28 protein-coding genes and 1 riboswitch are annotated in these 25831 nt (G+C 61.1%); of the genes, 20 read left to right on the forward strand and 8 right to left on the reverse strand.

What is annotated here, in order from left to right:
- Positions 1-92: 92 nt before the first annotated feature.
- Genes H043_RS0124365 through purM form a run of 3 tightly spaced genes read right to left on the reverse strand, consistent with a single transcriptional unit; the run spans position 93 to position 2523 of the window.
- Positions 93-806, reverse strand: coding sequence for a DUF3108 domain-containing protein (locus H043_RS0124365; protein WP_027614049.1), 714 nt, complete (start codon positions 804-806; stop codon positions 93-95).
- A gap of 8 nt (positions 807-814) precedes the next feature.
- On the reverse strand, positions 815-1465 hold the full coding sequence (gene purN, locus H043_RS0124370) for a phosphoribosylglycinamide formyltransferase (protein WP_027614050.1): 651 nt from the start codon (positions 1463-1465) through the stop codon (positions 815-817).
- Positions 1465-2523, reverse strand: coding sequence for a phosphoribosylformylglycinamidine cyclo-ligase (gene purM / locus H043_RS0124375; RefSeq protein WP_027614051.1), 1059 nt, complete (start codon positions 2521-2523; stop codon positions 1465-1467). The genes purN and purM overlap by 1 nt, the downstream gene beginning before the upstream one ends.
- A gap of 374 nt (positions 2524-2897) precedes the next feature.
- Here purM and H043_RS0124385 point away from each other — a divergent pair, with 374 nt between their 5' ends.
- The 5 genes from H043_RS0124385 to H043_RS0124405 all read left to right on the forward strand — a co-directional run bounded on the left by H043_RS0124385 (position 2898) and on the right by H043_RS0124405 (position 7585).
- Positions 2898-3956: a DUF2066 domain-containing protein gene (locus H043_RS0124385; protein ID WP_027614052.1), complete on the forward strand. Its 1059-nt coding sequence runs from the start codon at positions 2898-2900 to the stop codon at positions 3954-3956.
- A gap of 34 nt (positions 3957-3990) precedes the next feature.
- The gene (locus tag H043_RS0124390) at positions 3991-5064 is read left to right on the forward strand and encodes an AI-2E family transporter (RefSeq protein ID WP_027614053.1); all 1074 of its coding nucleotides are present in this window, start codon (positions 3991-3993) and stop codon (positions 5062-5064) included.
- A 219-nt stretch (positions 5065-5283) separates the two neighbouring features.
- Positions 5284-5988, forward strand: a complete 705-nt coding sequence (gene hda, locus H043_RS0124395; RefSeq protein ID WP_025111852.1) for a DnaA regulatory inactivator Hda — start codon at positions 5284-5286, stop codon at positions 5986-5988.
- A gap of 225 nt (positions 5989-6213) precedes the next feature.
- Positions 6214-6828, forward strand: coding sequence for a C40 family peptidase (locus tag H043_RS0124400; protein WP_007962885.1), 615 nt, complete (start codon positions 6214-6216; stop codon positions 6826-6828).
- Positions 6829-7048: 220 nt separating this feature from the next.
- The gene (locus H043_RS0124405) at positions 7049-7585 is read left to right on the forward strand and encodes a C40 family peptidase (RefSeq protein WP_027614054.1); all 537 of its coding nucleotides are present in this window, start codon (positions 7049-7051) and stop codon (positions 7583-7585) included.
- Between the two features lie 132 nt (positions 7586-7717).
- Here the strand turns inward: H043_RS0124405 and H043_RS0124410 are convergent, their stop codons facing one another.
- Together H043_RS0124410 and H043_RS0124415 are read right to left on the reverse strand one after the other, a co-directional pair.
- Positions 7718-9031 (reverse strand): sorbosone dehydrogenase family protein, encoded by a 1314-nt coding sequence (locus H043_RS0124410; RefSeq protein ID WP_027614055.1) that lies wholly within the window; start codon positions 9029-9031, stop codon positions 7718-7720.
- A 66-nt stretch (positions 9032-9097) separates the two neighbouring features.
- Positions 9098-9682 (reverse strand): hypothetical protein, encoded by a 585-nt coding sequence (locus H043_RS0124415; RefSeq protein ID WP_027614056.1) that lies wholly within the window; start codon positions 9680-9682, stop codon positions 9098-9100.
- 163 nt (positions 9683-9845) lie between these two features.
- A riboswitch (cobalamin riboswitch) is annotated at positions 9846-10077 on the forward strand.
- Positions 10078-10157: 80 nt separating this feature from the next.
- Between H043_RS0124415 and cobO the strand changes: the two genes are divergently transcribed.
- From cobO to H043_RS0124485, 14 genes are all read left to right on the forward strand, one after another.
- Positions 10158-10769, forward strand: a complete 612-nt coding sequence (cobO, locus tag H043_RS0124420; RefSeq protein WP_027614057.1) for a cob(I)yrinic acid a,c-diamide adenosyltransferase — start codon at positions 10158-10160, stop codon at positions 10767-10769.
- Positions 10766-12115, forward strand: a complete 1350-nt coding sequence (locus H043_RS0124425) for a cobyrinate a,c-diamide synthase (protein WP_027614058.1) — start codon at positions 10766-10768, stop codon at positions 12113-12115. The genes cobO and H043_RS0124425 overlap by 4 nt, the downstream gene beginning before the upstream one ends.
- 47 nt (positions 12116-12162) lie before the next feature.
- Positions 12163-12813, forward strand: coding sequence for a 5,6-dimethylbenzimidazole synthase (bluB, locus tag H043_RS0124430; protein ID WP_027614059.1), 651 nt, complete (start codon positions 12163-12165; stop codon positions 12811-12813).
- Entirely contained in the window at positions 12810-13718 is a 909-nt protein-coding gene (cbiB, locus tag H043_RS0124435; protein WP_027614060.1) for an adenosylcobinamide-phosphate synthase CbiB, read from the forward strand. The genes bluB and cbiB overlap by 4 nt, the downstream gene beginning before the upstream one ends.
- Positions 13711-14703, forward strand: a complete 993-nt coding sequence (cobD, locus tag H043_RS0124440; protein WP_027614061.1) for a threonine-phosphate decarboxylase CobD — start codon at positions 13711-13713, stop codon at positions 14701-14703. Before cbiB ends, cobD begins: the two co-directional genes overlap by 8 nt.
- Positions 14700-16151 carry a cobyric acid synthase gene (locus H043_RS0124445; protein ID WP_027614062.1) on the forward strand — a complete coding sequence of 484 codons (1452 nt, stop codon included), beginning with the start codon at positions 14700-14702 and terminating at the stop codon, positions 16149-16151. Before cobD ends, H043_RS0124445 begins: the two co-directional genes overlap by 4 nt.
- A 228-nt stretch (positions 16152-16379) precedes the next feature.
- Positions 16380-16901 carry a bifunctional adenosylcobinamide kinase/adenosylcobinamide-phosphate guanylyltransferase gene (gene cobU / locus H043_RS0124450; protein ID WP_027614063.1) on the forward strand — a complete coding sequence of 174 codons (522 nt, stop codon included), beginning with the start codon at positions 16380-16382 and terminating at the stop codon, positions 16899-16901.
- Positions 16898-17953, forward strand: a complete 1056-nt coding sequence (gene cobT / locus H043_RS0124455) for a nicotinate-nucleotide--dimethylbenzimidazole phosphoribosyltransferase (protein WP_027614064.1) — start codon at positions 16898-16900, stop codon at positions 17951-17953. Before cobU ends, cobT begins: the two co-directional genes overlap by 4 nt.
- A complete protein-coding gene (gene cobC / locus H043_RS0124460) occupies positions 17950-18525 on the forward strand; it encodes an alpha-ribazole phosphatase family protein (protein WP_027614065.1) in 576 nt (191 codons plus the stop codon). Before cobT ends, cobC begins: the two co-directional genes overlap by 4 nt.
- Before the next feature lies 1 nt (position 18526).
- Positions 18527-19258 (forward strand): adenosylcobinamide-GDP ribazoletransferase, encoded by a 732-nt coding sequence (locus tag H043_RS0124465; protein WP_027614066.1) that lies wholly within the window; start codon positions 18527-18529, stop codon positions 19256-19258.
- A 174-nt stretch (positions 19259-19432) separates the two neighbouring features.
- Entirely contained in the window at positions 19433-19837 is a 405-nt protein-coding gene (locus H043_RS0124470) for a MarR family winged helix-turn-helix transcriptional regulator (protein WP_007950413.1), read from the forward strand.
- A 53-nt stretch (positions 19838-19890) separates the two neighbouring features.
- A complete protein-coding gene (locus tag H043_RS0124475; RefSeq protein ID WP_027614067.1) occupies positions 19891-21099 on the forward strand; it encodes an MFS transporter in 1209 nt (402 codons plus the stop codon).
- The gene (locus H043_RS30845; protein ID WP_256214479.1) at positions 21096-21221 is read left to right on the forward strand and encodes a hypothetical protein; all 126 of its coding nucleotides are present in this window, start codon (positions 21096-21098) and stop codon (positions 21219-21221) included. Before H043_RS0124475 ends, H043_RS30845 begins: the two co-directional genes overlap by 4 nt.
- A 55-nt stretch (positions 21222-21276) precedes the next feature.
- Positions 21277-21834: a glutathione peroxidase gene (locus tag H043_RS0124485; RefSeq protein WP_027614068.1), complete on the forward strand. Its 558-nt coding sequence runs from the start codon at positions 21277-21279 to the stop codon at positions 21832-21834.
- Between the two features lie 202 nt (positions 21835-22036).
- Here the strand turns inward: H043_RS0124485 and H043_RS0124490 are convergent, their stop codons facing one another.
- The 3 genes from H043_RS0124490 to H043_RS0124500 form a co-directional block, all read right to left on the reverse strand.
- Positions 22037-23308 carry an OmpP1/FadL family transporter gene (locus H043_RS0124490; protein ID WP_027614069.1) on the reverse strand — a complete coding sequence of 424 codons (1272 nt, stop codon included), beginning with the start codon at positions 23306-23308 and terminating at the stop codon, positions 22037-22039.
- 146 nt (positions 23309-23454) lie between these two features.
- Positions 23455-23937 carry a hypothetical protein gene (locus H043_RS0124495; protein ID WP_007962906.1) on the reverse strand — a complete coding sequence of 161 codons (483 nt, stop codon included), beginning with the start codon at positions 23935-23937 and terminating at the stop codon, positions 23455-23457.
- Positions 23938-24211: 274 nt separating this feature from the next.
- Positions 24212-24436, reverse strand: coding sequence for a hypothetical protein (locus H043_RS0124500; protein ID WP_007962908.1), 225 nt, complete (start codon positions 24434-24436; stop codon positions 24212-24214).
- A 1010-nt stretch (positions 24437-25446) separates the two neighbouring features.
- Here H043_RS0124500 and H043_RS0124505 point away from each other — a divergent pair.
- Positions 25447-25770 carry a sel1 repeat family protein gene (locus tag H043_RS0124505; RefSeq protein WP_081730279.1) on the forward strand — a complete coding sequence of 108 codons (324 nt, stop codon included), beginning with the start codon at positions 25447-25449 and terminating at the stop codon, positions 25768-25770.
- The last annotated feature ends 61 nt before the right edge of the window (positions 25771-25831 follow it).

A 25831-nucleotide genomic window follows, 5' to 3' on the forward strand; every position in this document is an offset into this window, starting at 1 on the left:
CAGGCTCGCTCCCACAGGGGATATGTGTCGTCGCGAAAACTGCAGGCATAAAAAAGCCCCGCAATTGCGGGGCTTTTCGGTGCAGCGGCGGATCAGCTGCCTTTAACGGTTTTGCCGTTGACCGTGCCGTCCTGGAGCATGATGTTGTACTCCTTGCCGTCGGTTTCAACCTGTTGCAGGCGGACCAGCAGGTAATCCCAATCCTTGGCGAACCACAGCACAGTGATGCGCTTGCTTTGTGTCGGGTCACGCACGCGCTCGACCTTGATTGCATCGATCTTGCCGGCCTTGGTGTCGACTTTCTCGGCACCCAATACACGGAAGTCATAGGTGTCGACTTCACCGTCGTCGACCACCTGATAGCTCATGGTCTTTTTGCCGGAGGCGACGTCGTGCTGCAGCGCCAGTTGATAGGTCGACTTGTCGACCATGCCACGGTTCAGCGGGATCTTCACCGCGTCGCCCCGGTCAGTGCCGGTGACCATCTTGCTGTTCCAGTCGAAGTCCAGATCAGCCTTTTTTGCTTTGCCCAGACCACCACGTTCGAAGTGGTAGGACTGTGGCAGCAGGGTGTCCTTGTCCAGGGTCAGCGTGCTTTCTTCGGTCAGGCTGGCGATCATCATCGACGCTTTGAAGCTGAGTTTCCAGACGCCGTTGGCTTCCTTGGTCAGGCTGCGTTCGGCGGTGCCGCTCATGGGCAACTGTTTCCAGTCGGCGGTGTAGCTGGCGGAGAACGGTTGAAGGTCTGCCGCCTGCGCGAAAGGCAGGGCGAGCAGAGCGCAAGCGAAGAGCAGGGCGCGACGCATAAAATCTCCTAGTGTCGAATCAAGTGGCCGCTGGCCGCGAGTAACTGGCCATCCAGTAAAGCACCTTGCTTACCGAGTGCCAGTCGGCCTTCGGCAAACCAGCGTACAGCCATCGGGTAGATCAGGTGTTCCTGGACATGCACTCGCTGCGCAAGTGTCTGCGGCGTGTCGTGCAACTCTACCGGTATTACTGCCTGTACGACCAGTGGTCCACCATCGAGTTCCTCGGTGACGAAGTGCACGGAGCAGCCGTGCTCGGCATCGCCGGCCTCGAGCGCGCGCTGATGAGTGTGTAACCCTTTGTATTTGGGCAGCAGCGACGGGTGGATATTGAGCAGACGACCCTGGTAGTGACGCACGAAATCAGCGCTGAGAATGCGCATGAAGCCGGCCAGTACCACGAGTTTCGGTTTGAATTCGTCGATCAGTTCGATCAGGGCAGCATCGAAGGCCTCGCGACCTTCGAAAGCCTTGTGATCCAGCGAGCGGGTGGCGATACCCGCGTCACTGGCGCGTTGCAGGCCGTAGGCGTCGGCGCGGTTGGAAATCACCGCAGCGATGCGGACCGGGCTGTCGCCGGTCCGCGTGCTGTCGATCAGAGCCTGCAAGTTACTGCCGGTGCCGGACAACAGCACCACGACATCACAGGTTGCGGACATTAATGAGCCTTAAGGTTCTGCAGATCAACCTGGGCAGCGCCTTCGGCAGCGGCAGCGATCTGGCCGATGACCCAAGGCTGTTCGCCGGCGTCACGCAGGGTGTTCAGGGCCACTTCAACGTGCTCCTGAGCCACGCAGATCACCATGCCCACGCCGCAGTTCAGTACGCGGTGCATTTCGGTCTCGTCGACGTTGCCTTTCTCTTGCAGCCAGTCGAAGACCGCCGGGCGAGTCCAGCTGGCCACGTCAACCACGGCCTGAGCGCCTTTTGGCAGAACGCGCGGAATGTTGTCCAGCAGGCCGCCACCAGTGATGTGGGCCATGGCTTTGACCGCGCCGGTGTCTTTGATCAGCTTGAGCAGCGGCTTCACGTAGATGCGGGTTGGGGCCATCAGCAGTTCGGTCAGTGGCTTGCCGTCGAGCTGAACGGTTTCAATGTCGGCACCCGACACTTCGATGATCTTGCGGATCAGCGAGTAGCCGTTGGAGTGCGGGCCGGACGATGGCAGGGCGATCAGTGCGTCACCGGTGGCGACTTTCGAGCCGTCGATGATTTCGGCTTTTTCCACGACGCCGACGCAGAAGCCGGCCAGGTCGTAGTCTTCGCCTTCGTACATGCCAGGCATTTCAGCGGTTTCGCCGCCGACCAGGGAGCAGCCAGCCAGTTCGCAGCCTGCACCGATACCGGTGACCACGGTGGCAGCTACGTCGACGTTCAGCTTGCCGGTGGCGTAGTAGTCGAGGAAGAACAGCGGTTCTGCGCCGCACACCACCAGATCGTTGACGCACATGGCGACCAGGTCCTGGCCGATGCTGTCGTGCTTGTTCAGGTTCAGCGCCAGGCGCAGCTTGGTGCCGACGCCATCAGTACCGGAAACCAGCACCGGCTGTTTGTAGCCGGCCGGGATCTCGCAGAGGGCGCCGAAACCGCCCAGGCCGCCCATGACTTCCGGGCGCGCAGTGCGCTTGGCGACGCTCTTGATGCGTTCGACCAATGCTTCACCGGCGTCGATGTCTACACCGGCGTCCTTGTAGCTCAGGGAGGGTTGCTTGCTCATGATCCAGGCCTTTAGGGGAGGGGATTCAGGGGTAACGACCGAGTTCAGCGGGAACATCGAAATCGAGAGGGCGATGGCCTTACGCGAATTTCGGGGTGCCCGGCTGTTGCCGGTCTGCGAAGGCGCGCGATTTTATCAGGCTTGAGGGGCAGCGGCCATCCTCGCGCCGACGGGCAGGGGCATAATCGACTGAAATTTTTTGCAATTGTGCCGGGCGGCTGCCTGTATAAGGTGTGCCGATTAACCGTCTATCGTTATCACTGTGCAAAAACTTACCGCTAGCGTGTGAATGTTTTGCGATGGCAGATTGTCACAGCCTTGCTTAACCGGTTCACGCGGCCTGTTCCAGCCGCTCCTGTCGACGGGAATTTTCCATGCGTTTTTGTAAATTGTTGGTTGTGGGTTGTTTGTCGTTGGTCAGCCTGGCGAGTCATGCCGAAAACCTCAAAGGTCTCTATCAAGTGCGCCAGCCAGTCAGCAGCCAGGCGCCGGAAGAGCGTGATCGCGCCACGCAGGCGGCGCTCGATACGCTGGTGTTGCGCCTGACCGGTGACCCCAAGGCGCCGCAAAATCCCGGGCTGGCAGCGATTCGCAAGGATCCGCAGCAGATCATCAGTCAGTTCGGTTTTGATGCCGGGCCGCCGGAGGTGCTCAAGGTCGATTTCGATCCGGCCACCACTGAGCAGGCGCTGCGCCGGGCCGGGCTGTCGTTGTGGGGGGCGAGTCGGCCGTCGATTCTGAGCTGGTGGCTGAACGATTCGACTGAAGGTTCGAGCCTGGTCGGCGACGGTCAGGCAGCGGCTGCACCATTGCGTTCTGCGGCTCAGCATCGCGGCTTGCCGCTGCGTCTGCCGCTAGCGGATCTGAGTGAGCAACTGGTGGCTACCGCGCCAGTGCTGGATGGCACCGATCCCGCGCCATTGCGCGGCGCTTCGGAGCGTTACGGCGCGGATGCGTTGCTGGCGGTGCATGCGCACGAAGAGGGCGGGCAGTGGCAGGCCAAGTGGCATCTGTGGCTGGGCGATCAGAAAGAGGCCGGCAGCGTACAGGGCGCCGATCAGGCTGCCGTGGCCGATGCGGTGATGCTGGCGGTGGCCGAGCGTCTGGCGCCGCGATTTGTCGCCAAGCCTGGTGCTTCGGGTCAACAGACCCTGGAAGTGCAGGGTATGAATCTTGAGCATTACGCCACACTGCTGCGGTTACTCGAACCGTTTGGTGTGCGTCTGCAAAGTGTCGATGGTGATCGCATCGTGTATCGGGTCAACGGCAGTGCCGATCAGTTGCGCGCGCAGTTGTCGTTGGCGAAGTTGCAGGAGTTGCCGGCCGAAGCACCGACGCCAGTGGCAGCGCCGCAGCCAGCGGTGGCAGGTGCAGCGCCTGTTGCGGCTCCAGCGCCTGCACCGGTAGCACCTTCGTTGCGGTTTCGCTGGTAAGTCTTTCCTTATATAGAAGCAGTGGGAGTGGTAAATGGCCGATACGCGGCGTTGGTTCTGGCTCGGTGGGGTAGTCCTGCTTTGCGCGTTTGTCTGGTTGCTGCATCCGATCCTCACGCCGTTTCTGGTGGCGTTGCTGCTGGCGTATCTGTTCGATCCGCTGGTGGATCGGTTGGAGAAACTCGGTTTGTCGCGAACCTGGGGTGTGATCGCGGTGTTCGCCTTGTTCACTCTGATCGTCACCACGTTGCTGTTGGTGCTGGTGCCCATGCTTGCCAAGCAGTTGGTGCGTTTGTATGAGTTGGCGCCGCAAATGCTTGACTGGCTGCAGCATACGGCGCTGCCGTGGGCGCAATCGAAGCTGGGCCTGTCTGACGGCTTCTGGAAGTTCGACAAGGTCAAGGCGGCGATCAGCGAACACATGGGGCAGACCACTGACATCGTCGGTGTGGTGCTGAGTCAGGCGACGGCCTCGAGTCTGGCGCTGATCGGCTGGCTGGCGAATCTGGTGCTGATTCCAGTGGTGAGTTTTTATCTGCTGCGCGACTGGGACGTGATGATGGCCAAGATCCGCAGCCTGTTGCCGCGTGATCGTGAAGAAACCATCGTCTCGCTCGCCGGTGAGTGCCACGAGGTACTCGGTGCGTTCGTGCGCGGGCAGTTGCTGGTAATGCTGGCGCTGGGGGTGATCTACGCAGCGGGTCTGATGATTGTTGGTCTGGAACTGGGGCTGTTGATCGGCCTGATCGCAGGCCTGGCGGCGATCGTGCCGTACATGGGCTTTGTGATCGGTATTGGCGCGGCGCTGATTGCCGGGCTGTTCCAGTTCGGTGGCGACCTGTACCCGATGATCGGCATCGTTGCGGTGTTCATGGTCGGGCAGGCGCTGGAAGGCATGGTGCTGACGCCGCTGCTGGTCGGCGACCGGATCGGCCTGCATCCGGTGGCGGTGATCTTCGCGATCCTGGCCGGCGGCGAGCTGTTCGGCTTTACCGGAGTGCTGCTGGCATTGCCGGTGGCGGCGGTGATCATGGTGCTGGTGCGTCACGTGCACGATTTGTACAAGGACTCGGATATTTACAGCGGGGCAGATGAGCCCGAGTTGTAATCCGATCACGGGCGGCCCGGCATTGTGCCGGGTTGGCCCGGGTTTTGCGGCGGGTTCGTTCGATACCGCGTCAGAGAAACTGTCATAAAACCAGCGTGTTAACGCAAACCTTTGATTTTGCTTGGGGTCTGTCGCATTGTGCGCTCAGCTTCACGGGTATAAACTTCGCAAACTTTACACAGAGGCCACTAACGGTTCCTTGAGAACTGTTCAGTCAGCATGAAACCGATTCAGCTGCCCCTAGGTGTGCGTCTGCGTGACGACGCCACCTTCATCAACTACTACCCAGGCGCCAATGCCGCTGCACTCGGCTATGTCGAGCGCCTATGCGAAGCCGACGCCGGCTGGACCGAAAGCCTCATCTACCTGTGGGGCAAGCATGGGGTAGGGCGTACGCATCTGTTGCAGGCGGCGTGTCTGCGTTTCGAGCAGATGGGTGAACCGGCGGTGTATCTGCCGCTGGCCGAGCTGATGGATCGTGGTATCGAAATCCTCGACAACCTTGAGCAGTACGAACTGGTCTGCCTGGACGACTTGCAGGTGATTGCCGGCAAGCCGGACTGGGAAGAGGCGATGTTTCATCTGTTCAACCGCCTGCGTGACAGCGGTCGACGTTTGCTGATTGCCGCTTCAACCTCGCCGCGCGAGCTGCCGGTGAAACTGGCTGACCTCAAATCGCGCCTGACCCTGGCGCTGATCTTCCAGATGCGGCCGCTCTCCGATGAAGACAAATTGCGTGCCCTGCAATTGCGCGCGTCGCGTCGCGGTCTGCATCTGACCGATGAAGTCGGACACTTTATTCTGACTCGCGGCACCCGCAGCATGAGTGCATTGTTCGACCTGCTCGAACAGCTGGATCAGGCCTCGTTGCAGGCGCAACGCAAGCTGACGATTCCGTTCCTGAAAGAGACCCTCGGTTGGTAGTCAGCCCTTGAAATACGAGGCTTTCAGCACGTTTCGACATATTTCAGGCGCCAGAAAATCCGCGTTTCCGCAACGTATGCAGACCGCGTATCGAGTCAAATGGGCTTAAGCGCTTAGATGTAAACGAGAAACCGGGAAGTCACAAAAAGATCGATTGAATTTGCAAATGAGGCCGATAGCGGGCATAGTCTCGGCTTCTTTACAACTTCAGCCACGGTCGTGCCCATGCTAAATCGCTTCGCACCCCTCGTGCCTCTCGCACTCGTCACCCTGTTGTTCGGTTGCGCTGCTCATTCTCCAGTTCAAGAGCAGCCTCAGCAGGTTAAAAATTCTGCCACTGCCCAGTCTTCTGTTATTTACCAGGAAGAGCTGGACACCGAAAAAGAACTCTCGGACTTCAACAAGAAGCCGTACGAGCTCCCGGTTCTGGCCGACAGTATCCTTGAACGCGGCATGTCCCTGATCGGTACACGTTACCGTTTCGGCGGTACCTCTGAAGCCGGCTTCGACTGCAGCGGTTTCATCGGTTATCTGTTCCGCGAAGAAGCCGGCATGAATCTGCCGCGCTCCACCCGTGAAATGATCAACGTCGATGCGCCTCTGGTCTCGCGCGGCAACCTTGAGCCGGGCGATCTGCTGTTCTTCGCCACCAATGGTCGTCGCGGTCGTGTAAGCCACGCCGGGATCTACCTGGGTGACAATCAGTTCATCCACTCCAGCAGTCGTCGCAGCGGCGGTGTTCGCATCGACAGCCTGGGTGACAGCTACTGGAGCAAGACCTTCATCGAAGCCAAGCGCGCCCTCGCGATGGCTCCGACCGTGGTCACCGCTCGCAAGTAATTCCCCCGTTGTCGCCACGTCCGTGGCGACAAAAACGGTGCCCGGCAAGGGAGTAGACCTAGACTTTACAAGGTGAAGTTAAAGTCTTACTTGAAGTTTGCCGCGTAGCCGCTAGAATCCTGTATCTATATTGATGGCAAACCGCCTGCGTGCTCCGCAGACGGTTTTGTTTCTGTCCATTCGGCAGAGAAAGCCGCAGCCAGATCAGGATGTTCTGCTTATGACGATGTCGGCCCGCCTCACAGTGATTTTCTTCGCAGCGCTGCTCAGCGCCTGCGCCAGCCGCACTCCGCCGCCTGCGCCAGTGGTACGCGCTCCGGTGGTATTCGGGCCTTCCCAAGCTTTTTCGCCTGCTGCTGAAGACGTGCTGTTTCGCGCGCTGGGCCTGGTTGGCACGCCTTATCGCTGGGGCGGCAACACACCGGATTCCGGGTTTGATTGCAGTGGTCTGATCGGTTTCGTCTACCGCGATGCCGCCGGTATCTCCTTGCCGCGCTCCACCCGCGAGATGATCGTGATGCAGGCGCCAAATGTCGGCAAAGAGGGTTTGCAGACTGGCGACCTGATCTTCTTTGCCACCAATGGCGGCTCGCAGGTCAGCCATGCGGGAATCTACGTCGGCGAAGGGCGCTTCGTGCACGCGCCAGCCACCGGCGGCACGGTGAAGCTGGACAGTCTGTCGAAGGCGTACTGGCAGAAGGCGTACCTGAGTGCCAAGCGGGTGTTGCAGCCGGAGCATCTGGCGCATAACCCGTAGTAAAAATCGCAGCAATCCTAATGTGGGAGCGAGCCTGCTCGCGAAAGCGGTGTATCAGTCAACCCAATGGAGACTGACACTACGCATTCGCGAGCAGGTTCGCTCCCACAGTTGTTTCAGGTCAGGCAAAAGTTACTTGGCAGACGAAACCCGCCAAACCTTGTTCCCCACATCATCCGCCACCAGCAAACCACCTTGCTGGTCGATCACCACGCCTACCGGGCGACCCAAAGCGTTCTCGTCCTTGTCGAGGAAACCGGTCAGCACATCCACCGGTGCTCCGTTCGGCTTGCCGACCGCGAACGGTACGAAAATCACTTTATAACCACTGTGCGGTTTGCGGTTCCACGAGCCGTGTTGACCGATGAACGCGCCTTCCTTGAACTGCGCCGGCAGGCTGTTGCCTTCGGCGAAGGTCAGGCCCAGCGAGGCAGTGTGCGGGCCGACGGCGTAGTCCGGGGCGATAGCTTTGGCCACCAGATCCAGATTTTGCGGCTTCACCCGCACATCCACGTGCTGACCGTAATAGCTGAAGGGCCAGCCATAGAAGCCACCGTCCTTGACCGAGGTGATGTAGTCCGGCACCAAGTCGCTGCCGATCTCGTCACGCTCATTGACCGCTGTCCACAGCGCACCCGTGGTCGGTTCCCACGCGAGGCCGTTGGGGTTGCGGATGCCCGAGGCGAAGATCCGGTGGTTGCCGGTGGCGCGATCGACTTCCCAGATCGCCGCGCGACCTTCTTCTTTATCCAGACCATTCTCGCCGACGTTGCTGTTCGAGCCGACAGTGACGTACAGCTTGCTGCCGTCCTTGCTGGCGATGACGTTTTTGGTCCAGTGATGGTTCAGCGTGCCGCCCGGCAGATCCGTGACTTTGATCGGCTGGGTCTTGATCTCGGTCGCGCCGGATTCGTAGTGGAAGCGCAGCAGCCGATCGGTGTCGGCGACGTACAAGTCGTTACCGACCAGGGTCATGCCAAACGGCGAATTGAGATTTTGCAGAAACACCGTGCGGGTCTCGGCCACGCCGTCGTGGTCGGCGTCGCGCAGCAGGGTGATGCGGTTCGGGCTCGGCACACCAGCGCCGGCCTTGCCCATGACTTTCTTCATCACCCAGCCACGAATGCCGCTGCTGTCGTCAGGCTTGGGCGGGGCGTTGGTTTCCGCCACCAGCACGTCACCGTTGGGCAGCACGTAGAGCCAGCGCGGATGATCGAGGCCTTCGGCGAATGCTGCGACTTGCGTACCGGCTACGGCGGTCGGTTTACCGCCTGCAGGCCAGCCGACCGCCGGGGCGATGTTCACCGTCGGGATCAGGGTTTTGTTTGGTTCAGGCAGCTTCGGTGACGGACCGGTGCCGTCAGAAACTTGCAGGCTGGAGGATTCACCGCAGGCGGCGAGCCCTCCGGCGAGGGCGATGACGAGAGCGAGTTGGGTTTTGCGCATTACTGATCTTCCCTATGAATGCATGCCTAATCATAGAGGAGTGCGCGCACCCGATGGTTCAACCGCTCAACCACGGGCCTCTTTGAACAGCACGGCGATGCCCGGGTGATAGTTGCCCGCTTCGCTGCGCAACTTGCGGTAGGCATAGGGGAAATACCAGGCTACTGCGCAGCAGTGTTCCTTTTGCAGGTCGTCGACCATGTCCTGCAACTCTTCGGGGCTGGCGCTGTGTTGGGCTTTTTGCGGGGCGACGAACAGGCAGCCGAGCTTGAGGTCGCTGGCGAAGCTGATGCGTTTGGCGTCGCTGGTGATGTCCAGCAGGGCCTGGGTCAGATTGAGGTTGTTGACCCGTGGCCAGCGCTGGGTGGCCTGAAGGTAGGCGCGGTCTTCGGCGCCGGCGATGAACAGATCGGCGCGGGCATTGCGCTCGCCATCCTCGTTCTGCTTTCGGGTCGAGGTATCACAAAGGGTCACCAGCTCGGCCATCCAGGCTGCCGCGGAGAGCAAGCCGAGATTGGCTTTCTCGTCATGCCAGTAAGGGGTGTCGTTGTCGCCGCGAATGGCGTTGTAGCGGTCGATACAGTCAAACCAGCGTTCCAGCATCGGGCGCAGGAATTCCAGGCGCGGGTTGCTGATGATCATGCCTTGCATCGTCATCATCCTTATTGTTGTGATGTGCTTTTCAATCAAAAGCATGGCTCTTTGATATCACTTGTCTCAGTGTGGCACAAGATTGGCGTCAGATAATTGATCGACGGCAGTTATTCGCCCGACGGCCCCCTCTTTAATTGACGCTCCACCCCCAACCCTCTAACCTTCGCGGCTTGTTTCAGGTGCTCTGTGACGCATGTCGACAGAGTGAAACAGGGAAGCCGGTGAGGGTTGTCTTCAGGCGAAGCACGATCACGATCCCGGCGCTGCCCCCGCAACGGTAAATGAGTGAAAACTGCGCATTGAGCCACTGGGTCGACAGACACGGGAAGGCGCGCAGTCAGGCGATTCGCCGCTCATGAGCCCGGAGACCGGCCTGATCCATCCAGCGGCATCACGGTGGGCGATGCCAGGCTTTTTGCCGTCTATTCTTGTGCCTGCCCGCCGTTATCCAGCCTCAACGGAGAGCTCCCCCATGACCGATTCCCCCGAGCGTGACGAACGCCATCTGGCGCGTATGCAGCGCAAAAAAGCCGTGATCGACGAGCGCATCGCCAATTCGCCTGACGAGTGCGGCCTGGTGCTGGTGCTGACCGGCAATGGCAAAGGCAAAAGCAGCTCGGCGTTTGGCATGCTCGCTCGCGCCATGGGCCATGGCATGCAGTGCGGCGTGGTGCAGTTCATCAAGGGCCGCAACAGCACTGGCGAGGAGCTGTTCTTCCGCCGCTTCCCTGAACAAGTGCGTTTTCACGTGATGGGCGAGGGCTTCACCTGGGAAACCCAGGATCGCCAGCGTGACATCGCCGCCGCCGAAGCCGCGTGGGAAGTGTCCCGCGAGCTGCTGCGCGATCCGTCGATTGGCCTGGTGGTGCTGGACGAACTGAACATCGCCCTCAAGCACGGCTACCTCGATCTGGATCGAGTGCTCAGCGACTTGCAGGCGCGTCCGCCGATGCAGCACGTAATCGTCACCGGTCGCGCGGCCAAGCCGGAAATGATCGAGATGGGCGATACCGTCACCGAAATGGGCATGCTCAAACACGCCTTCCAGGCTGGCATCAAAGCGCAGAAAGGCGTCGAACTTTGAATCAACCACGTCACTGCCCGGCGGTACTGATCGCCGCGCCGGCCTCCGGTCAGGGCAAGACCACCGTCACTGCCGCGCTCGCTCGCTTGCATCGCAACCGGGGGCGCAAGGTGCGCGTGTTCAAGTGCGGCCCGGATTTCCTCGACCCGATGATTCTCGAGCGCGCCAGCGGTGCGCCGGTGTATCAACTGGACATGTGGATGGTCGGCGAGCAGGAAAGCCGCCGCCTGTTGTGGGAAGCCGCCGCCGAAGCCGATCTGATCCTGATCGAAGGCGTGATGGGCCTGTTCGACGGCACGCCGTCCAGCGCCGATCTGGCGCGGCATTTCGGCGTGCCGGTACTCGGCGTGATCGACGGCACCGCCATGGCCCAGACCTTCGGCGCATTGGCGTTGGGGCTGGCGCGTTACCAGCCGGACCTGCCGTTTGCCGGCGTGCTGGCCAACCGTGTCGGCACCTTGCGTCATGCGCAATTGCTCGAAGGCAGCCTCACCGAAGGTTTGCGCTGGTACGGCGCATTGTCCCGCGAGACCGGGATCGAGTTGCCGAGCCGCCATCTCGGTCTGGTGCAGGCCAGTGAACTGAATGATCTGGATCTGCGTCTCGACGCGGCGGCTGAAGCACTGGCCAGCAGTTGCGAGGTAGCGCTGCCACCGGCCGTGGAATTCGCCGCGCCTGAAATGATCAGCGCTGAACCGCTGCTCGACGGCGTGCGCATTGCTGTCGCTCGCGATGAGGCCTTTGCCTTCACCTACGGCGCCAGTCTCGACCTGTTACGGGCGATGGGCGCCGAGTTGAGTTTCTTCTCGCCGATCCGCGATACCCAACTGCCCGAGGCCGACAGTCTGTATCTGCCCGGCGGTTATCCGGAATTGCACCATGTCGCGCTATCGCAAAACGTGGCAATGCTTGATGCAATCCGTGCGCACCACGCCGCCGGCAAACCACTGCTCGCCGAGTGCGGCGGCATGCTCTATCTGCTCGACGCGTTGACCGACGTTGACGGCACCCGCGCCGAACTGGTGGGGCTGCTGCGCGGTGAGGCGGTGATGCAAAAACGTCTGGCGGCACTGGCACTGCAAGCGGTGGATCTGCCGGAGGGCTCGCTGCGTGGGCACACCTATCACCATTCCCTGACCAGCACCGAACTGACGCCGATTGCCCGGGGCATCAGCCCGAATGGCGGGCGCGGGGCCGAGGCGGTTTATCGGGAAGGGCGGATGACGGCGTCGTACGTGCATTTCTACTTTCCGTCGAATCCGAAGGCGATGGCCGCATTGTTTGCGCCAGAATGTCAGGCCGCCTTCGCGAGCAGGCTCGCTCCCACAGGGGATCGCGTTTCTTGAGCAAGCACCCCGTCCAATGTGGGAGCGAGCCTGCTCGCGAAGAGTCCATGACCGACAACACATTCTCCGAAGCCGAGCGCCAAGCCGTCTACCGAGCCATCGCCGAACGCCGCGACATGCGCCACTTCACCGGCGGCACGGTCGAACCGGAGCTGCTGCGCCGTCTGCTGGAAGCCGCGCATCAAGCGCCCAGCGTCGGCCTGATGCAGCCATGGCGCTTCATCCGCATCAGCGATCGCGCCCTGCGCGGGCAGATCCAGAACCTCGTCGAAGAAGAACGCATCCGCACCGCCGAAGCCCTCGGCGAGCGCAGTGACGAGTTCATGAAGCTCAAGGTCGAAGGCATCAACGACTGCGCCGAAGTCCTGGTCGCGGCGCTGATGGACGATCGCGAAAAACATATTTTCGGCCGTCGTACGCTGCCGGAAATGGACATGGCCTCGCTGTCCTGCGCGATTCAGAATCTGTGGCTGGCGTCCCGAGCCGAGGGGCTGGGCATGGGCTGGGTGTCGCTGTTCGAACCGCAGGCACTGGCCGATCTGCTGCAGTTGCCGGCCGGGGCCAAGCCGTTGGCGGTGTTGTGTCTGGGGCCGGTCAAGGAATTCTATCCGGCGCCGATGCTGGTACTCGAAGGGTGGGCGCAGGCGCGGCCGCTCAATGAGTTGCTGTACGAAAATTATTGGGGAGTGAGTCAATGAGTGTGGCGTTGTTGAGTGTCGCCGCGGTCGCGCTGGATGCGCTGCTGGGTGAACCGAAACGCTGGCATCCGCTGGTGGCGTTCGGCAATTTTGCCGGGCGCATCGAGCGCCGTTTCAATGCGGGCGGGCGTGGCTGGCGCAGTCACGGGGTCACCGCCTGGGTGATCGCGGTGCTGCCGCTGACCTTGCTCGCCACCGCGTTTTCCTGGGCACCGTATGTAGGCTGGATCGTCGAGATTCTTGCGCTGTATTGCGCCCTCGGCATGCGCAGCCTCGGTGAGCATGTCGCGCCGGTAGCCGCCGCCTTGCGCGCTGATGATCTGGAAGAGGCGCGCAAACGCGTCGGCTATCTGGTCAGTCGCCAGACCAGCGAACTGGACAGCACCGCCGTCGCTCTCGCCGCGACTGAATCGGTGCTGGAAAACGGCAGTGACGCGGTGTTCGCCGCGCTGTTCTGGTTTGTCGTGGCCGGCGCGCCGGGCGTAGTGCTCTATCGCCTGAGCAATACGCTCGACGCTATGTGGGGCTATCGCAACGAACGCTTCGAACGCTTCGGCTGGTGCGCGGCAAAAATCGACGACGTGCTCAACTATATTCCGGCCCGGCTGGTGGCGCTGACCTACGCGCTGCTGGGCAACACCCGGCTCGCCTGGAAATGTTGGCGCAGCCAGGGCCCGCAATGGGACAGCCCGAATGCCGGTCCGGTGATGGCGGCCGGTGCCGGTGCATTGAATGTCGAACTGGGCGGCCCGGCGATCTATCACGGCGAACTGCATGAGCGTCCGCAACTGGGCGAAGGTTCGCCGGCCGATGCCGATTCGATTGATCGCGGCTGGCAATTGGTCCAGCGCGGGGTATGGTTATGGCTGCTGATTCTCTGCGTGGGGGCTGAATTCTATGCTTGAGCACGGTGGCCGGCTGCGCAAGGCTGCACTCGATTACGGGATTGCCGAGGCTGACTGGCTCGACCTCTCCAGCGGCCTCGCGCCGTGGCCGTTTGCGGTGCCGGAAATTCCGCTGCGCGCCTGGGCACGCTTGCCGGAAACCGATGACGGGCTGGAACAGGCCGCGTGTGATTACTACGGCGCTTCGCAGGTGCTGCCGGTGGCCGGTTCGCAGATGGCGATTCAGTTGCTGCCGCGTTTGCGCCGCGCCGGCAAGGTCGGTGTGTTGTCGCCGTGTTATGCCGAGCACGCCGAAGCCTGGCGCCGCAGCGGTTACATCGTGCGCGAAGTGCTGGAGCAGGAAGTCGAATTCTTCCTCGACAGCCTCGACGTGCTGGTGGTGGTCAATCCGAACAACCCCACCGGCCTGAGCCTGACCCCGGCGCGACTGCTCGACTGGCACGCGCGGCTGGCCCAGCGTGGCGGCTGGCTGGTGGTCGATGAAGCGTTCATGGATAACACACCGCAGCTGAGTCTGGCGCCGCATACCCACCAGATCGGTTTGATTGTGCTGCGTTCCTTCGGCAAGTTTTTCGGTCTGGCCGGTGTGCGTCTGGGCTTTGTGCTGGCCGAGCGCAAGTTGCTCAGATTGCTCGCGGAACAGGTCGGACCCTGGGCGGTCAGCGGGCCGACGCGGGTGCTCGGTCAGGCTTGCCTGCAAGACACCGAAGCGCACACCCGGCAACGCATTCGCAGCGATGAAGCCAGTGAACGCCTCGCGTTGTTGCTGGAGCGCTATGGCTTCAAACCTCAGGGCGGTTGCGCGTTGTTTCAGTGGCTGATCACCGAGCACGCGCCTGCGCTGCACGAGTTCATGGCCCGACGCGGCATCCTCCTGCGCATCTTCACCCACAACAGCAGCCTGCGTTTCGGCCTGCCTGCCAACGCCGCTGAAGAAGCGCGTCTCGAACAGGCGCTGCAAGCTTTCGCCAAGGAAACCCAATGACAACCTTGATGGTTCAGGGCACCACGTCCGATGCCGGTAAAAGTACGCTGGTGACGGCGCTGTGCCGCTGGGCCACCCGTCAGGGTGTGGCGGTGGTGCCGTTCAAACCGCAGAACATGGCGCTCAACAGCGCGGTGACCGCCGACGGCGGCGAGATCGGCCGGGCGCAAGCGGTGCAGGCACAAGCCGCGCATCTCGAACCGCACACCGACATGAACCCGGTGCTGCTCAAGCCCAACAGCGATACCGGCGCGCAGGTGATCATCCATGGCCGCGCGGTCACCAGCATGAACGCGGTGGCGTATCACGACTACAAAGCCATCGCCATGCAGGCGGTGCTCGCGTCGCATCAACGGCTCAGCGCGGCGTATCCGCTGGTGATGGTCGAAGGCGCTGGCTCGCCGGCCGAGATCAATCTGCGTGCCGGGGACATCGCCAACATGGGCTTTGCCGAAGCGGTGGATTGCCCGGTGCTGCTGATCGCCGACATCAATCGCGGCGGCGTTTTTGCGCATCTGGTCGGCACGCTGGAGCTGCTGTCGCCGAGCGAGCAGGCGCGGGTCAAGGGCTTCATCATCAACCGTTTTCGCGGTGACATCGCCTTGCTCCAACCGGGCCTCGACTGGCTGGAACAGCGCACCGGCAAACCGGTTATCGGTGTGCTGCCGTACGTGATGGACCTGCATCTGGAGGCCGAGGACGGCATCGACCAGCGCCAGACCGACAAGGCCGAGCAAGTGCTGAAAGTGGTGGTACCGGTGCTGCCGCGCATCAGCAACCACACGGACTTCGATCCGCTGCGTCTGCATCCGCAGGTCGATCTGCAATTCATCGGCCCGGGGCAGGCTATCCCTGCCGCCGACCTGATCATCCTGCCCGGCTCGAAAAGCGTGCGCAGCGACCTCGCGTATTTGCGTGCTAATGGCTGGGACACGGCGATCAATCGGCACCTGCGTTATGGCGGCAAGTTGCTGGGGATCTGCGGCGGTCTGCAAATGCTCGGAGAGCAAGTGCACGATCCGCTGGGGCTGGAAGGCGCGTCGGGTTCGAGTGCCGGCCTGGGTTTGCTGGCGTTCGACACCACGCTGGAAGCCGAGAAGCAGTTGCGCAATGTCCGTGGGCATCTGGCGCTGGAAAACGCCGAGGTCAGTGGCTATGAAATCCATGCGGGCGTGACGGTGGGGCCGGCGCTGGAGAATGCGGCGGTGCATCTGGATGACGGTCGTTGCGACGGCGCGCAGAGTCTGGACGGGCAGGTGTTCGGCACTTATCTGCACGGCTTGTTCGAGTCGCCGCAAGCCAGTGCCGCGTTGCTGCGCTGGGCCGGGTTGAGCGAAGTGCAGGAGGTGGATTACCACGGCTTGCGCGAGCGCGATATCGAGCGGCTGGCGGATCTGGTGGAGCAGCATCTGGATACCGGGCTGCTGCGTCAGCTCTGCGGGATTTAGGCTGGCTGTTACGGCCTCTTCGCGAGCAGGCTCGCTCCCACGTTGGAACGCATTCCCATGTGGGAGCGGGCTTGCTCGCGAAGGGGCCGGTTGCCTCAATACATAAATGACAGAACATCTCCATCCACCACAGGGGAGTGAGGTGTTTCAGCCACTGCGGTCACTGTGGGAGCGGGCTTGCCCGCGAAGAGGGCGATTGCCTCAACACATAATTTTCAGGATGTCCCCATGCTCCAACTGATCCTCGGCGGCGCCCGCTCCGGCAAAAGTCGCCTGGCGGAAAAACTCGCCAGCGACAGCCATCTGGCGGTCACTTACATCGCCACCAGCCAGCCGCTGGACGGTGAAATGAACGAACGCGTCGCCCATCACCGCGCCCGGCGTCCGGCCGAATGGGCGCTGATCGAAGAACCACTGGAGCTGGCCCGCGTCCTGCGCGAGAACGCCAGTGCCGAGCGTTGCTTGCTGGTCGACTGCCTGACCCTGTGGCTGACCAATCTACTGATGCTTGATGACGCCGCGCGTCTCGCCGCCGAGCGCGACGCCCTGCTGGACTGCCTGGCGTCATTGCCGGGGGAAATCATTTTTGTCAGCAACGAGACCGGAATGGGTGTCGTGCCGCTGGGCGAATTGACTCGCCGCTACGTCGATGAAGCCGGTTGGCTGCATCAAGCTCTGGCCGAGCGTTGTCAGCGAGTCGTCCTGACCGTCGCCGGCCTGCCCCTGACCCTGAAAGGACCTGCGTTATGACTCAAGCGTGGTGGTTGAACCCGTGCCAATCCGTGAATGCCGAGATCGTTGAACAGGCGGCGGCGCGCCAACAGCAACTGACCAAACCGGCCGGCTCCCTCGGTCGCCTCGAAAGCGTGGCGGTGCAATTGGCCGGATTGCAGGGGCAGATCAAACCGACGATTGAACAGGTGTGGATCGCGATTTTTGCCGGTGATCACGGGGTGGTCGCGGAAGGCGTTTCCGCGTTCCCGCAGGAAGTCACCGGGCAGATGTTGCTCAACTTCGTCAGCGGCGGTGCGGCAATCAGCGTGCTGGCGCGGCAGCTCGATGCGCAGCTGGAAGTGGTCGATCTGGGCACCGTGACACCGACGTTGAATCTGCCGGGCGTGCGTCATCTGAACATCGGCTCGGGCACTGCGAATTTCGCCAAGGGCGCGGCGATGACCCAGGCACAGGGCGAACTCGCCTTGCAGGCCGGTCGCGACAGCGTGCTGCGCGCCAAAGCGGCCGGCACACAGTTGTTCATCGGCGGCGAAATGGGCATCGGCAACACCACTGCCGCCAGTGCGCTGGCGTGTGCCTTGCTCGACTGTCCGGTGGAGCACTTGACCGGTCCCGGCACGGGGTTGAATGCCGAGGGCGTCAGCCATAAAGCACAAGTGATCGAGCGCGCACTGGCGCTGCACGCGGCGCAACGTGGCGATGCGCTGCAAACCCTGTTCAACCTCGGCGGTTTTGAAATCGCCGCACTGGTCGGCGCGTACCTGGCGTGTGCGCAGGAAGGCGTCGCGGTGCTGGTCGACGGCTTTATCTGTACGGTCGCCGCGTTGGTCGCGGTGCGGCTGAACCCGGCCTGCCGCGAGTGGCTGCTGTTCGGTCATCGTGGGGCCGAGCCGGGCCATCGCCATGTGCTGGAAACCCTTAACGCCGAACCGTTGCTGGAGCTCGGCCTGCGTTTAGGCGAGGGCAGCGGGGCGGCGTTGGCCGTGCCGCTGTTGCGTCTGGCCTGTGACCTTCACGGGCAGATGGCGACGTTCGCCGAAGCTGCGGTGGCGGATCGTCCGGCATGACGTTGCGACTGGACCTGTTGCGCCACGGTGAAACTGAACTGGGCGGCGGTTTGCGCGGCAGTCTCGATGATGCGCTCACCGAAAAGGGGTGGGCACAGATGCGTGCCGCGGTGCTGGCGGGCGGGCCGTGGGATCGGTTGATCAGTTCGCCGTTGCAGCGTTGTGCGCGGTTCGCTGCAGAGCTGGGCGAGCAACTGAATCTGCCGGTGCAGCTGGAAAAGGATCTGCAGGAGCTGCATTTTGGTGCCTGGGAGGGCCAGAGCGCAGCGGCGTTGATGGAGACTGATGCCGAAGCGCTGGGGTTGTTCTGGGCCGATCCGTATTCGTTCACGCCGCCGCAGGGTGAGCCGGTCAGCAATTTTGCTGAACGTGTGCTGGGCGCGGTTGCGCGGTTGCATCAGGCCTATGCCGGTGAACGTGTTTTGTTGATCAGTCATGGCGGCGTGATGCGTCTGTTGCTGGCGCAAGCGCGAGGTTTGCCGCGTGAACAGTTGCTCAATGTCGAAGTCGCGCATGCTTCGCTGTTTGCGCTCAGCGTCGAAGCAGATGGCGTGCTCAAGGAAGGTCACTGAGATGCTGCCACTGTGGATCGCCCTGCAATTTCTCAGCAGTTTGCCGATTCGTCTGCCGGGTATGCCGGAGCCGCAACAGCTCGGGCGTTCGCTGGTGTTTTATCCGCTGGTGGGGTTGCTGTTCGGAGGGATCCTCTGGGCATTCAACCTGGCGTTGGCCGGCGCGCCGTTGTTGCTGCATGCGGCGCTGTTGCTGACGGTGTGGGTGCTGCTCAGTGGCGCGCTGCACCTCGATGGTCTGGCTGACAGTGCCGATGCCTGGCTTGGCGGTTTCGGTGATCGCGAGCGCACGCTGACGATCATGAAGGATCCGCGCAGCGGGCCGAGTGCCGTGGTGACGCTGGTGTTGGTGTTGCTGCTGAAGTTCTGCGCGTTGCTGGCGCTGATCGAGCAAGGGTACGCAGTGATGTTGATCATCGTTCCGTTGTTGGGGCGGGCGGCGCTGCTAGGGCTGTTTCTGACCACGCCGTATGTGCGCGCGGGTGGGTTGGGGCAGGCGTTGGCTGATCATTTGCCGCGTAGAGCTGGTTGGTGGGTGCTTGGGGCGAGTGCGCTGGGTTGTTTGTTGATCGGCGGGGTGAAAGCGATTGTTGCGCTGGTTTTCGCGTTGGTCGGGTTTGTCTGGCTGCGGCGGGTGATGATGCGGCGGTTGGGCGGGACTACGGGCGATACGGCGGGGGCGTTGCTGGAATTGCTGGAGATGGTGGTGTTGGTTGGGGTGGTGTTGGTCTGACATATTGCCAAGACACCGCCGGCCTCTTCGCGAGCAGGCTCGCTCCCACATTTGGAATGCATTCCCCTGTGGGAGCGAGCCTGCTCGCGAAAGCGGCCTGTCAGGCGCTACAAATGTAGTGGTAAAACTCATGTGTAACTTGATTTAACACAGTCGCGGGTATATACACGCATCATGCTTCCTTCTCAGTGTTTGTGCACCAACCTGCGTCGCGCCGCTCGTGGCGTCAGCAGGCATTACGACGGCGCTCTCGACGGCTTCGGGATCAACGTTGCCCAGTATTCTTTGCTGTGCAACCTGCAGCGTCTGGATCAACCGAGCATCTCGGAACTGGCCGAAGCCATGGGTCTGGATCGCAGCACCCTGGGGCGCAACCTGCGGGTGCTCGAAGGCGAGGGCCTGGTGGCGCTGGCCGAGGGCGAGGACATGCGTAACCGCATCGTCCGTCTCACCGAAACCGGTGCACAACGCCTCGCGGCGGCGCTGCCGGCCTGGGAAGCGGCGCAACAGCGATTGATCGATCGCCTGGGCGCCGAGAAGCGTGAAACCTTGCTGCGACTGTTGGATGAACTGGCCTGAGGGCCGGTTTTTCCGGATTTAAGCGGGTATATACCCGCGAACGGAGAATAACAATGACATCGATGTGGCGTACGTGCGGTTGGGTGTTGCTGGGAAGTGCGCTGATTCTGGCGTTGTCATTGGGCGTGCGGCACGGCTTCGGTCTGTTCCTGTCGCCGATGAGTGCGCAGTTCGGCTGGGGGCGCGAAGTGTTTGCCTTCGCGATCGCCTTGCAGAACCTGATCTGGGGTCTGGCGCAGCCGTTCACTGGCGCGCTGGCTGACCGTTTCGGGGCGGCGAAAGTGGTGCTGGTCGGCGGCGTGCTTTATGCCGCGGGCCTGGTGTGCATGGGGCTGTCCGATTCGGCACTGACCCTGTCGCTGAGTGCCGGTCTGTTGATCGGTATCGGTCTGTCCGGTACGTCGTTCTCGGTGATTCTCGGCGTGGTCGGTCGTGCGGTGCCGCCGGAAAAACGCAGCATGGGCATGGGCATCGCCAGTGCTGCCGGTTCGTTCGGCCAGTTTGCGATGTTGCCGGGCACGCTGGGTTTGATCGGCTGGCTCGGCTGGTCGGCGGCGCTGTTGGTACTCGGTTTGCTGGTGGCGATGATTGTGCCGTTGGTGAGCATGCTCAAGGACAAACCGCTGCCGGTGCTCGGCCATGAACAGACCCTGTCTGAAGCGCTGCGCGAAGCCTGCTCCCACTCGGGGTTCTGGCTGTTGGCGTTCGGCTTTTTCGTTTGCGGCTTCCAGGTGGTGTTCATCGGTGTGCACCTGCCGGCCTATCTGGTCGATCAGCATCTGCCGGCGACGGTCGGTACCACGGTGCTGGCGCTGATCGGGCTGTTCAATATCTTCGGCACTTATACTGCCGGCTGGCTCGGTGGGCGCATGTCCAAGCCGCGTCTGCTGACGGCGTTGTACCTGCTGCGTGCGGTGGTGATCGTGCTGTTCCTGTGGCTGCCGGTGACGACGACCTCGGCGTACCTGTTCGGCATGGCCATGGGCTTCCTCTGGCTGTCGACGGTGCCATTGACCAACGGCACGGTGGCGACCTTGTTTGGCGTGCGCAATCTGTCCATGCTCGGCGGTATCGTGTTCCTCTTTCATCAGCTCGGCTCGTTCCTCGGCGGCTGGCTGGGTGGGGTGGTGTATGACCGTACCGGGAGTTATGACTTGATCTGGCAAGTGGCGATTCTCTTGAGTCTGCTGGCAGCCGCGCTGAACTGGCCGGTACGCGAGCGTCCTGTGGCACGTCTGCAGCCGGCTGTCGGCGCCGTATGAAACGCTCCTGGCCTCAAATCGCCTTCACCGCACTCGGCGCGCTGTTGCTGGCGCTGGTGTGGTGGGGCTGGCATCAGGGCGGCCTGGCGTTAATGCAGTTGGGCCTGGGCGCTTGCTTGTAGGCTTGGATGGCGAGTAACGTCGGGAGTCTGATGACTGCTCAAAGGATGCCCCGACATGCTCATGCGCTGGTGTGCTGTACCCGCGTTGCTGATGGCGTTGACCGGACTGGCCCAGGCCGCTGACTGTCCGGAGGCGCTGCAAGGTTCGTTGCCCAAGTTGCGCGCCAAGGAATCCGTCGATCTGTGCCAGCGCTACGCCGGCAAGCCGCTGGTGGTGGTCAATACCGCCAGTTTCTGCGGCTTCGCCCCGCAGTTCGAGGGCCTCGAAGCGCTCAATCAGCATTACAAGGCGCAAGGCCTGGAAATGCTCGGCGTGCCGTCCAATGACTTCAAGCAGGAGTCCAGGGACAGCGCCGAAACCGCCAAGGTCTGCTACGCCAACTACGGCGTGACGTTCACCATGACCGAACCGCAGAAGGTCCGTGGCGACGATGCTACTCACCTGTTCAAGGTGCTGGCCGAACAGAGCAGTGCGCCGAAGTGGAATTTCTACAAGTACGTGATTGATCGTCAGGGCAAGGTGATCGCGAATTTCTCCAGTCTGACCAAACCCGATGATCCGGAGTTTATTGCGGCGGTTGAAAAGGCTATCGCCTCAAAACCTCTCAATTGATAACACACGCTTTTTGTGGGAGCGGGCTTGCTCGCGAGGGCTGCGGATCATTCAGCACTTGTTCTGGATGTCAGACCGCATTCGCGAGCAAGCCCGCTCCCACATTTGATCTGGGGTGTTTGAACAGGTATTAAAAAGCCCCGCTTTCTGTAAAGAGAGCGGGGCTTTTCTGTGGGCGAGGGGTTAGCCTCGCCGTGCAGCATCAGAAGCGGTAAGTTGCGCCAACACCGAAACCGTTTGCCGAGTTTTCATACTTGGCATCGTAGGTCTGGCCACGATCGTTCTGGTTGTGGATCTTGACCGACTCTTCCTTCAGGTACGAGTAAGCGACGTCGATGGTCAGGTCTTCGGTCGGGCTCCAGCCGGCACCGATGCTGAAGATCGTGCGGTCGCCGGTCGGGATGCGTGGCGAACGGTCGACGTTGTTGGTCGGCGACTGGTCGAAGGTCAGACCGGTACGCAGTACCCATTCCTTGTTCAACTGATACGAAGTACCCACGGCGTAAGCCCAGGAGTCGTGCCAGTTCTGCTCTTCGGTAATCTCGCCGAACTGACCGGCCAGCAGCGGCTGTACGCCCGAGTTTTCAACGGTGATCTTCTTCAACTGGCTCCAGCGGGTCCAGGTCGAACCGGCGTAAACGTTCCAGCGATCGTTGATCGCCTGAGTAACCGAGAAGTCCACGGATTCAGGGGTGGTGATCTTCAGCGAAGCGTCGTACTTCTGCTGGGCGCTTAGGCCGACGGCGCCCAATACGCCGTAGTTGACCTTGGTGTTGCCTTCGAGCTTGTAATCGACTTTCGAGTGGTAGGTCAGACCCAGACGAGTGGTGTCGGTGGCCTGTACCAGCACGCCGATGTTGTAGCCCAGCGCGGTGTCGTCACCCTTGATCTTGACCTTGCCGTCCGGCGCAGCCTGAGTGATCGACAGGTTGGATTCCAGCGTGCCGTCGATGCGGTTGATGGTCGGACCGAAACCGATCGACACCACGTCGTTGAACTTGTAGCTGACAGTTGGCTGGAAAGTGATGACTTGTACTTCGGACTTGCTGCCGAAGTAACGGCCGCCAAAGCCTTTTTCGTAGTCGGTAATCAGACCGAACGGCACGTACACGCCGAGGCCGAATGCCCAATGCTCATCGATCGGTTTGACGTAGAAGCCCATAGGTACGGAGGTGAAGGGCACCATGTCGCCTTTGTTGCTGCCGCCGTTAGGGCTGGAGCTGGCGTCGCTGATATCGGTCTTGGCATCGAGGAATGCAACACCGCCGGTGACTTGTTCGCGCGTGAGGCGCGACATGCCGGCAGGGTTGCCATAAACAGTGCTTGCGTCGTCGGCAGAAGAGGATCGCCCAGCGTAACCAGTGCCCATCCCGCTGATGCTGTGTTCGTTGATGGCAAAGCCAGCTGCGAAGATCTGGGTGGATGCCATGGTAACGGCGAGGCTAAGGGTGGTTTTGAGCATGACTTTTTTCATTATTAGAACTCCTGGTGATCACCGGGGCGAAAATTACCAACATTTTCGTCCCAGCGCTATAGTCCGTATGGCTTGAGTTAGAGCGGTTTTGTAGGACAATCCGACCAGATTCGCGACCTGTTGAGCGATCTTCTGAAACTCGCCAGTCAACACGCGACCTGATTCACCGGTGAAACACAGGTTTGCCAGGCGTAGGTGAAGTCGCGCAGACGACCTTGCGGCTGGAAGGTCTGACGCCAGATTCGCGCCATGCCCAGCAGATCGTCCGGGGCGGGGAGGGGGGTGTGTTGTTCTTCTACCAGCAGCCAGGCGATGGCGGTGGCGTAACGCAGGTTGACGGTCAATTCTAGGTGCGGGCCGCTCAAAAAGGCATGTTGGCTGGCGAGGCCGCGAACCAGGCTCGCACGCTCCGGATCGAGTGCCAGATAGTGATCCCAAAGGGCCTGGTGGCGGTGCTCGGCAATCCGGTAGAGGCCGTGGCCACGGCGGTCATGCAGGGCGGAACCGAGGGCGGACTGGCTGGCGGCAATGCCCAGTAGCAGGGATTCGGCAGTTGCGCAGTGGCGTCCCAGATAGATCAGTGTGGGACGGATCACATAGCGGCACAGTTCGCTGGCAGCGATACCCATAAAACCCTCGGATCTTGTAATTGGCCGGCGATACCTGAAAGGGCCTTGGCAGCAGTGGATCGACTCAGGCTCGCCGAAAGCGGATCAAGCCGCTTGAGTTGAAGTGTAGTGTCATATTCGCGACGTAAAGGCCTGTTTTTAAAATATTTCCGGCAGCGAGCCACAGGCGTTATATCCGAAGGTGCTTAGGCGTGAATGGCTAAAAGCGAAATATCGGGCAATAAAAAACCCCGCATTTTGTGCGGGGCTTTTGCTTTTGCAGCCTTTTCGGCTCTCAGGCAATCAATGCCTGACGCGTACGATCAATAATGGCCTGCAGCGGTTCGGCGCTGGAGTACTGATCTGGGTACAGACGCTCGCTGTGGCGAGCGATCCCGTGTTCATTGACCACGGTGAAGCTGAAGCAGCCTTTGCGAGCGGCCATGATCAGGCAGTTCATTGGGGCAAAAGCGTTGGTTAGGGTGCGAATGGCATCCTGAGTCTGGATTTGAGTAGACATAGTTATTAGGTGTTCCTACAAATGACACGGATAAGAACCGTGCAACGTTAAAACGTTCCAGTAATGTCGACCACCATTGGTCGAACAAAGAACCCGACTGGAACAAAGCAGCCAGTTTGAAGCGCTATTAAGTTGGCGCGCTTGGGCTGGCAGGTAGGTACTTAGGAGGACAGGCAACACATCGAGGGCAAAGGTTCTGGGCCCGGGGTGAAGATCCTGATCAATTTGCAGGCTGGTTCGGTCAGAGTAAGTGGTCTTCGCAACACCCTTTGCATTCATTCAAAGGCAGTGTCGGCGGAAGATTTACCTGGAAACCATCGAGGGGTCGTTCCCGCTTTTTTCGGTGAAGGGCTTCTGGGAAGAAGGTTGACCGTGGGGATGTGTTCGACCGGAATTGACTTTCAGCTTGGTACTAACGCCGCGAATAGTAACGGAACGTCCTGGGCAATGCAAACCCGGCGGCAAAAAAAGATTTCGGTCGGTGGCGCGGATCACCGGGGACAGGGCTGGCCCCTTCGCGAGCAGGCTCGCTCCCACAGGAGAACGGGGCCGATTGCAGGAGCGAGCCTGCTCGCGAAGAAACCATCCGTCGCCACAAAAGCGTGCAGCCATGTCCATCGTCAGCCCGCTTATCCCCAGTCCGAGGCGCCAAAAGGGCCAAAAAAGCGCATCGATATAACCGGGTAACAGGTACTTGTGCACATTAGTTGCGCAGACGGTAACCTTGCTGTCATATCAATCCTGACCCCGATGGCTGCCTGTATCAAAAGTTTAAGTCAATGAAAAATATCGTCTTTTTTTGTTGGTGAAAAAATCGTCAGTTTGACTGCGAGCCCCATTCCACAAGGCTTTGCGGAGGTTCGGGAGCGGTTGTCCACTGAGTTATCCACAGCTTCTGTGGATTGTCCCTAGCGCTTGCTCTAGGACGGGCGTGCCGGGTTTTTTTCGACTTTACCTGTACGAAAAAGAGAGTAGAGTGGCGCGCCTTCCGATCTGTCCCACAGTGTTTTATGAAGTTTCGCTCAGTATCAGACTCTGTTACCTCCGAACACCCTCGTGTTACCCCTCCCAAGCGATTTTCCGTGCGTGTGGCCGAATGGCTGCTCGACAGCCCGCGCCTGGGCGATAGCCGTAATGCCAAGCATCTGGCGGGGCGCCTGCTCAAGCAACCGGCGCGCGAAGGCGTGGTCGCCGCGCAAAGTCGTCTCGGCCAATTGATGTGCCGCGAGTGCGGCAATGCCCGTGATCGGCGCATCGGGCAGGATCTGCTGCGCCAGGCCGCCCGCGCCGGCGACCGGCGTGCACAACGGGAACTCGGACTGCTCGAAGACTGAGCTGTCCAACGCCCCACGGCTTGGTTAACCTTCAGGCTTTATCGAATCGGCAGGAGTGGCT

The sequence above is a fragment of the Pseudomonas sp. URIL14HWK12:I6 genome, assembly GCF_000514195.1.
Lineage (GTDB): Bacteria > Pseudomonadota > Gammaproteobacteria > Pseudomonadales > Pseudomonadaceae > Aquipseudomonas > Aquipseudomonas putida_A.

What these genes read in the sequence shown, in the direction of transcription:
- H043_RS0124490 (WP_027614069.1), bottom strand. Translation starts at nt 23,308, where the DNA reads ATGAAAAAAGTCATGCTCAAAACCACCCTTAGCCTCGCCGTTACCATG.
- cobC (WP_027614065.1), top strand. Translation starts at nt 17,950, where the DNA reads ATGACGTTGCGACTGGACCTGTTGCGCCACGGTGAAACTGAACTGGGC.
- H043_RS0124470 (WP_007950413.1), top strand. Translation starts at nt 19,433, where the DNA reads ATGCTTCCTTCTCAGTGTTTGTGCACCAACCTGCGTCGCGCCGCTCGT.
- H043_RS0124485 (WP_027614068.1), top strand. Translation starts at nt 21,277, where the DNA reads ATGCTCATGCGCTGGTGTGCTGTACCCGCGTTGCTGATGGCGTTGACC.
- H043_RS0124445 (WP_027614062.1), top strand. Translation starts at nt 14,700, where the DNA reads ATGACAACCTTGATGGTTCAGGGCACCACGTCCGATGCCGGTAAAAGT.
- H043_RS0124400 (WP_007962885.1), top strand. Translation starts at nt 6,214, where the DNA reads ATGCTAAATCGCTTCGCACCCCTCGTGCCTCTCGCACTCGTCACCCTG.
- cobU (WP_027614063.1), top strand. Translation starts at nt 16,380, where the DNA reads ATGCTCCAACTGATCCTCGGCGGCGCCCGCTCCGGCAAAAGTCGCCTG.
- cobD (WP_027614061.1), top strand. Translation starts at nt 13,711, where the DNA reads ATGCTTGAGCACGGTGGCCGGCTGCGCAAGGCTGCACTCGATTACGGG.
- H043_RS0124495 (WP_007962906.1), bottom strand. Translation starts at nt 23,937, where the DNA reads ATGGGTATCGCTGCCAGCGAACTGTGCCGCTATGTGATCCGTCCCACA.
- H043_RS30845 (WP_256214479.1), top strand. Translation starts at nt 21,096, where the DNA reads ATGAAACGCTCCTGGCCTCAAATCGCCTTCACCGCACTCGGCGCGCTG.
- H043_RS0124475 (WP_027614067.1), top strand. Translation starts at nt 19,891, where the DNA reads ATGACATCGATGTGGCGTACGTGCGGTTGGGTGTTGCTGGGAAGTGCG.
- cobT (WP_027614064.1), top strand. Translation starts at nt 16,898, where the DNA reads ATGACTCAAGCGTGGTGGTTGAACCCGTGCCAATCCGTGAATGCCGAG.
- H043_RS0124415 (WP_027614056.1), bottom strand. Translation starts at nt 9,682, where the DNA reads ATGCAAGGCATGATCATCAGCAACCCGCGCCTGGAATTCCTGCGCCCG.
- H043_RS0124465 (WP_027614066.1), top strand. Translation starts at nt 18,527, where the DNA reads ATGCTGCCACTGTGGATCGCCCTGCAATTTCTCAGCAGTTTGCCGATT.
- H043_RS0124365 (WP_027614049.1), bottom strand. Translation starts at nt 806, where the DNA reads ATGCGTCGCGCCCTGCTCTTCGCTTGCGCTCTGCTCGCCCTGCCTTTC.
- H043_RS0124405 (WP_027614054.1), top strand. Translation starts at nt 7,049, where the DNA reads ATGACGATGTCGGCCCGCCTCACAGTGATTTTCTTCGCAGCGCTGCTC.
- purN (WP_027614050.1), bottom strand. Translation starts at nt 1,465, where the DNA reads ATGTCCGCAACCTGTGATGTCGTGGTGCTGTTGTCCGGCACCGGCAGT.
- purM (WP_027614051.1), bottom strand. Translation starts at nt 2,523, where the DNA reads ATGAGCAAGCAACCCTCCCTGAGCTACAAGGACGCCGGTGTAGACATC.
- hda (WP_025111852.1), top strand. Translation starts at nt 5,284, where the DNA reads ATGAAACCGATTCAGCTGCCCCTAGGTGTGCGTCTGCGTGACGACGCC.
- H043_RS0124385 (WP_027614052.1), top strand. Translation starts at nt 2,898, where the DNA reads ATGCGTTTTTGTAAATTGTTGGTTGTGGGTTGTTTGTCGTTGGTCAGC.
- H043_RS0124500 (WP_007962908.1), bottom strand. Translation starts at nt 24,436, where the DNA reads ATGTCTACTCAAATCCAGACTCAGGATGCCATTCGCACCCTAACCAAC.
- H043_RS0124505 (WP_081730279.1), top strand. Translation starts at nt 25,447, where the DNA reads ATGAAGTTTCGCTCAGTATCAGACTCTGTTACCTCCGAACACCCTCGT.
- bluB (WP_027614059.1), top strand. Translation starts at nt 12,163, where the DNA reads ATGACCGACAACACATTCTCCGAAGCCGAGCGCCAAGCCGTCTACCGA.
- cbiB (WP_027614060.1), top strand. Translation starts at nt 12,810, where the DNA reads ATGAGTGTGGCGTTGTTGAGTGTCGCCGCGGTCGCGCTGGATGCGCTG.
- H043_RS0124390 (WP_027614053.1), top strand. Translation starts at nt 3,991, where the DNA reads ATGGCCGATACGCGGCGTTGGTTCTGGCTCGGTGGGGTAGTCCTGCTT.
- H043_RS0124410 (WP_027614055.1), bottom strand. Translation starts at nt 9,031, where the DNA reads ATGCGCAAAACCCAACTCGCTCTCGTCATCGCCCTCGCCGGAGGGCTC.
- cobO (WP_027614057.1), top strand. Translation starts at nt 10,158, where the DNA reads ATGACCGATTCCCCCGAGCGTGACGAACGCCATCTGGCGCGTATGCAG.